The sequence below is a fragment of the Curtobacterium sp. LFS084 genome (assembly GCF_047977705.1).
Taxonomy (GTDB): domain Bacteria; phylum Actinomycetota; class Actinomycetes; order Actinomycetales; family Microbacteriaceae; genus Curtobacterium.
On sequence record NZ_JBFPFM010000075.1, the window covers coordinates 1 to 4,682 of the forward strand.

General features: G+C 72.9%; 6 protein-coding genes and 1 tRNA gene. 2 read left to right on the top strand and 5 right to left on the bottom strand.

What is annotated here, in order from left to right; all coding sequences use genetic code 11:
• Positions 1-182: 182 nt before the first annotated feature.
• The gene (locus ACNQOV_RS18060; RefSeq protein ID WP_070416606.1) at positions 183-386 is read right to left on the bottom strand and encodes a hypothetical protein; all 204 of its coding nucleotides are present in this window, start codon (positions 384-386) and stop codon (positions 183-185) included.
• Between the two features lie 38 nt (positions 387-424).
• Complete coding sequence (gene msrA / locus ACNQOV_RS18065; protein ID WP_402264215.1) at positions 425-952, bottom strand: peptide-methionine (S)-S-oxide reductase MsrA; 528 nt, start codon at positions 950-952, stop codon at positions 425-427.
• A gap of 164 nt (positions 953-1,116) precedes the next feature.
• Between msrA and ACNQOV_RS18070 the strand changes: the two genes are divergently transcribed.
• Positions 1,117-1,383 carry a hypothetical protein gene (locus ACNQOV_RS18070; RefSeq protein ID WP_416396302.1) on the top strand — a complete coding sequence of 89 codons (267 nt, stop codon included), beginning with the start codon at positions 1,117-1,119 and terminating at the stop codon, positions 1,381-1,383.
• 100 nt (positions 1,384-1,483) lie between these two features.
• On the top strand, positions 1,484-2,953 hold the full coding sequence (locus ACNQOV_RS18075) for a hypothetical protein (protein WP_416396304.1): 1,470 nt from the start codon (positions 1,484-1,486) through the stop codon (positions 2,951-2,953).
• A 58-nt stretch (positions 2,954-3,011) separates the two neighbouring features.
• On the opposite strand, the gene ACNQOV_RS18080 is transcribed toward ACNQOV_RS18075, so the two are convergent.
• From ACNQOV_RS18080 to ACNQOV_RS18090, 3 genes are all read right to left on the bottom strand, one after another.
• Positions 3,012-3,084, bottom strand: a tRNA-Arg gene (locus ACNQOV_RS18080).
• Positions 3,085-3,098: 14 nt separating this feature from the next.
• Positions 3,099-3,659 carry an AAA family ATPase gene (locus ACNQOV_RS18085; protein ID WP_402264221.1) on the bottom strand — a complete coding sequence of 187 codons (561 nt, stop codon included), beginning with the start codon at positions 3,657-3,659 and terminating at the stop codon, positions 3,099-3,101.
• A 9-nt stretch (positions 3,660-3,668) separates the two neighbouring features.
• Positions 3,669-4,520: a hypothetical protein gene (locus ACNQOV_RS18090; RefSeq protein ID WP_416405921.1), complete on the bottom strand. Its 852-nt coding sequence runs from the start codon at positions 4,518-4,520 to the stop codon at positions 3,669-3,671.
• Positions 4,521-4,682 lie beyond the last annotated feature (162 nt).

Consider the following 4,682-nt stretch of genomic DNA (forward strand, 5'->3'; position numbering starts at 1 on the left):
TTTTACACCCGGGCGGGGTGTTTGTTTTTTTTTTAAGTGCGGGGGGTTTGGGTGGTGTGCGGGGGGCGCCCCTCCGCGCCCCCGGGCCCCCCCCCCCCCCCCGGGACTCGATCTGTGACTGGTCGACTCGGAGAGGTGCGCTGTGGAGGACGAGTCCCCCGCGCCTCCTGGCCGGAACGCGGTCAGTGCGCGCGGAACTCCGGACGGTCCGCCAGCGGGCCGAGGGCCGCGTGCACCGCGCCCTTCGCCGACTCGAGGGACGGGTACGTCCCGCCACCCGCGCTCCGCCCGTAGAGCTCGACGCGGAACCCTCCGTCGGCTCGGTGGATGCTGCCGACCGCTCCCGCTGGTCCGACCGCGACCCAGGTCCCGGTGTTGTTCGTCATCGTTCGACCACCTCCTCGTGGCCCCGACGTCCGGAGTCTCAGGACGCCAGGATGTACTGACTGTAGGCCTTGCGGACCTTGTTCACCTTCGGCAGCGCCACTGCGAGGCAGTAGCCCTGACCAGGGTTCTTCGCGAAGAAGTCCTGGTGGTACTCCTCCGCACGGTAGAAGGTACCGAGCGGCTCGATGGTCGTCACGATGCCGCCGTCCCAGATGTCCGAGGCGCGCGCGATCGCCCGCTCGAACAGCGCCTTCTGGTCCTCGTCCGCCGGGAACATCGCCGAGCGGTACTGCGTGCCGACATCGGCGCCCTGCCGGTTCAGCTGACGCGGGTCGTGGAGCGTGAAGAACACGTCGAGGATGACGTCGGCCGGGATGACCGCCTCGTCGAACGTGACCGCGACGGCCTCGGCGTGACCGGTCGTGCCGGTGCAGACCAGCTCGTAGGACGGGTCGGCCACCGCCCCGCCGACGTAGCCCGACACCACGTCCTGCACGCCCTGGAGCGTGCGGTACACGGCGTCGAGACACCAGAAACATCCACCTGCGAGCACGAACGTGGTCATGGCGTCACCGTACCGCGCGCGCCTCTGAGCGACCCGCGACCGGGGCACAGGTCCTCCACGATGCGCACGCTCGCGATGCCCGTGCACAGAACGCCCGGTGGCGCCCGGCGTGTCGGTGGTCGGCCGTACCGTCGGACACACACCGACGAGCAGGAGGCACGACGATGCAGACGACGAACGAACCCGTCCTCAGGATCCGCACCGCACCCGTTGCCCGCTCGCGCGGCGACCTCCGGATCCTCGACGTCCGCGACGACCTCAGCCGCGTGACCCGGGCGAACGGGGAGATCGTCGGGTACGTGGACCGCGTGGACGTCGCCGGGGGCACGGCCTACCGCGCGCGGCGGTACGTGTCGACCGAACGGCGCTTCGTCGAGCTCCCGAACGTGTGGTCGGCCGACGACGCGGTCGACTGCCTGCGCTGGGGATGAGTCCGAGCCGGCGGATCGGCCAGCGCGCGGGGAACACCCGGTCCGCGGAACGCCGCCCGGCCTCCCCGATACCTGACCGTTCCGTGAGTAGGGTGCGCGCATGAACTGGTGGAACGACCTGAGCGACTGGATCTCGTCCGACGACGGCTGGCGCGTGATCTCCGGCGCGCTCATCCCGTTCGTCGCGATCGTCGTGGCGGGCATCGTCGCGGCGCTCATCGGACGCGGGGCGACCAAGCGGGTCGTGACGATGCAGGAACGCGAAGCCCGGAACGCGGCCGTCGCGGGCATCGTCTCGGCTGCACGCAAGGCGGCGACCTGGGGTTCCCTCGGGCACGATGAGCGCGCCTACGCGGACCACCTCGCCGAGGACGCCGACATCCGACTGCGGCTGCTGCCCGTCTCGGGTGCGCCCCTCGCGGCGAACTGGACCCAGCACGAGATCGCCGACATCAAGAAGAACTCCTCGACGTTCAGCTTCCAGGCGGAACAGTCCCTCGCCGAGTTCCGTGACCGCATCCTCGAGTGGCAGGCGCGTCCGAACCGTGCGCGCAAGCTGTTCAAGAGCGACCTCGAGCGCTGGAAGTTCGACTCGCCCGATCCCGACGCCGAACTCATCACCAGGCAGCAGGACTGGAACGCCGACCAGGCGAGCGCCTCGCGCTCCGCCGACGCCGGCCCGACCGCGGCGGCTCCGGCCGAGCGTCCGACACCGACGACGACCTCGCTCCGTCCCGCGCCGGGTGCCGCTGCCGGTGCCGGGAGCACGTCCGCGCCGTCGGCGGGTGCCGGGTTCTCGGTGACCCGCGGCGGTTCCGCGCCGGTCGACCCGAACGCGACCACCCCCATCTCGGACACCTCGAGCAACCGGACGACCCCGATCTCGGACGCGTCCACCACGCGGCCGTACGGCGACGGCGCGACCCGCGCGTACGGGGACGGGGCGACCCGGGCGTACGGGGACGGGGCGACCCGAGCGTACGGGGACGACGCCACGCGTCCTGCCGGGGCCGGGCCCGCTGCCGGCGCCCCGACGCAGGCACCGCTCGGATCCCCCGCCTCCCCCGTCTCCGGACGGAACCCGAGCTCCGTCGGCGCTCCGGACGCCGACAACGCGGACGCGGTGGACGACGTCCGCCCCTCCGGTGCACGCGGGACCACGACGGACGGGTCCGCAGCGGGCAGCGCTGCTCCCGTCGCGGGTCCGACGGCCCGTGGGAACGACACGCGGTCGGACGACACACGATCGAACGGAGCGCGGTCGAACGGGGCGCGGTCGAACGACGTCGGCGAGTCCGGCGACCAGGAGCCTGCCGCCCGCGGCGCCGGCGCTCCCGTCCCGCCGCCGGTCGCGCAGCCGACCTCGGCGGACGCGCACGTCAACCGCACTACGGGCGGCGACGCCCGCGCGGCCGACGGCCCGACCGCAGCGCAGACCCGGTCGATCCCGACCCGCATCGCCGGTGGCCCCGCCGAACCCGCGGACGCCGACGAGACCTCCGAGGCGCCCTACACCCAGCCGATCAGCGCGAGCGAGCTCCGTCGCCGCGCTGCCGACGACGACGAGTAGGCGCTCACCGAACCGCGCGAAGGCCACCGTCCTGATGGACGGCGGCCTTCGTCGTGGGTGCCCCCGGCAGGAATCGAACCCGCGGCACGGTGGGTAGAAACCACCTGCTCTATCCACTGAGCTACGGAGGCGGACGGCCCCGATTCTATCCGCGACCCTCGCCGAGGTGCTGCACGAACCGGTCGACCTCCCGCTGCGACCGCAGGTGGACGATGCGCAGGTGCGGCGCGGTCTCGACGAGCGCCGGCACTCGGCGGCGCGAGTCGTTGCGGGTACTGATGCCCCACCGCACGATGTGCCCGCGGTCGGTGAAGAACGTCCACAGCGACGGTTCGGTGTTGCCGTTCCACATCTCGATGCGTCGGAACCGACGGTGGAGCGTCCGACGCAGGAGCCGCCAGAGTGCCTGGGCCGTCGGCAGGTCGATCCACACGAGCGTGTCCGCACGCTCGGCCAGCATCGCCCGGACGGACGTGTACTGCCACTCCGTCACCCATGCGGGTTCGCTCGTGTACCGCTCGACGTCGGCGACGAAGGTGTCCCGCGGGACCCAGCCGGGCCCGTGGTAGAGCGAGTCGATCTCGGTGTGCGGGAGGCCGAGGACCCGGCCGATCCGCCCCGCCGTGGTGGTCTTCCCGACACCCGTGGTGCCGGCGACGAGGACACGACGGGGCGCGGGGTCGAGGTGGTCGTCCGCTCCGAGCACCCCTCGACCCTAGCCCGCCGTGAGGTCGTAGACCGTGACCCCGCCGATGGTCGACGCGGTGAAGTTCGACTCCACCCACGCCGAGATCTTCGACGCCGCATCGCTGCCGCCGTTCGACTGCCCGACGCTGCCGGCGATGAAGTAGTGGATCTTCCCCGCAGCCACGTCCGCCTCGAACTCGGCGAGGGTCGGTGACGGGTCCGAGCCGTTGAAGCCGCCGATCGGCATCACCGAGGCGCCGGTCGCGAGCTGGTAGGTCGCGGCGCTGTTCGACCCGATGGTCGCGGCCACCCAGGTGTAGTCGTCGGCGTCCTCCAGGAGCGCCTTCCGCAGCGTCGAGGAGATCTCGGTCGATCCGCCGAGCAGCCCACCGGCACCGCCGAACCCGCCACCACCCGCACGACCCGCACCCGTGCCGGTCCCGGTGCCGCCACCCGGCGCGGTGCCGGTCCCGGTGCCGCCACCCGTCCCGGTGCCGGTCCCGCCGGGCGCACCCGCCCCACCGGGTCCACCGGTGCCGCCAGCGCCACCCGCGCCTCCCGGAACACCACCGTTGGTCCCGGTCGCACCACCGGCGGTCCCGCCACCGGCGGTCCCGCCACCACCGAACCCACCGCGTCCGCCACCGAACCCACCGCGCCCGCCACCGCCGAAGCCGGCGCCCGCGACCGTCGGCCCGGCCGACGGCAGCGAACCGGTGTGCGCGGTCGTCACCGTGTCGATCGAGTACGCCGTCGGTCCGAGGAGCGCCGTGACGACCGCGCCGACCACCACGATGCTGCCGACCGGTCGTGACCACCTGGCGGACAGCCCACGATCGGCGGGGGCGGGGGTGACGTCGGACCCGGGCTCGCCGATCACCCGCGGCACACGCTCCCACCCGTCGACAGCAGCCGAGGCCCCGGCACCAGCCACGGCCGGCCCCGCCGCCGGGCCCGCGCCTGCCGCCGGCCCCGCACCTGCCGCCGGCCCCGCACCGGCCGCCAGCCCCACACATTTTCCCATATCTATCTCTCTCTCTTC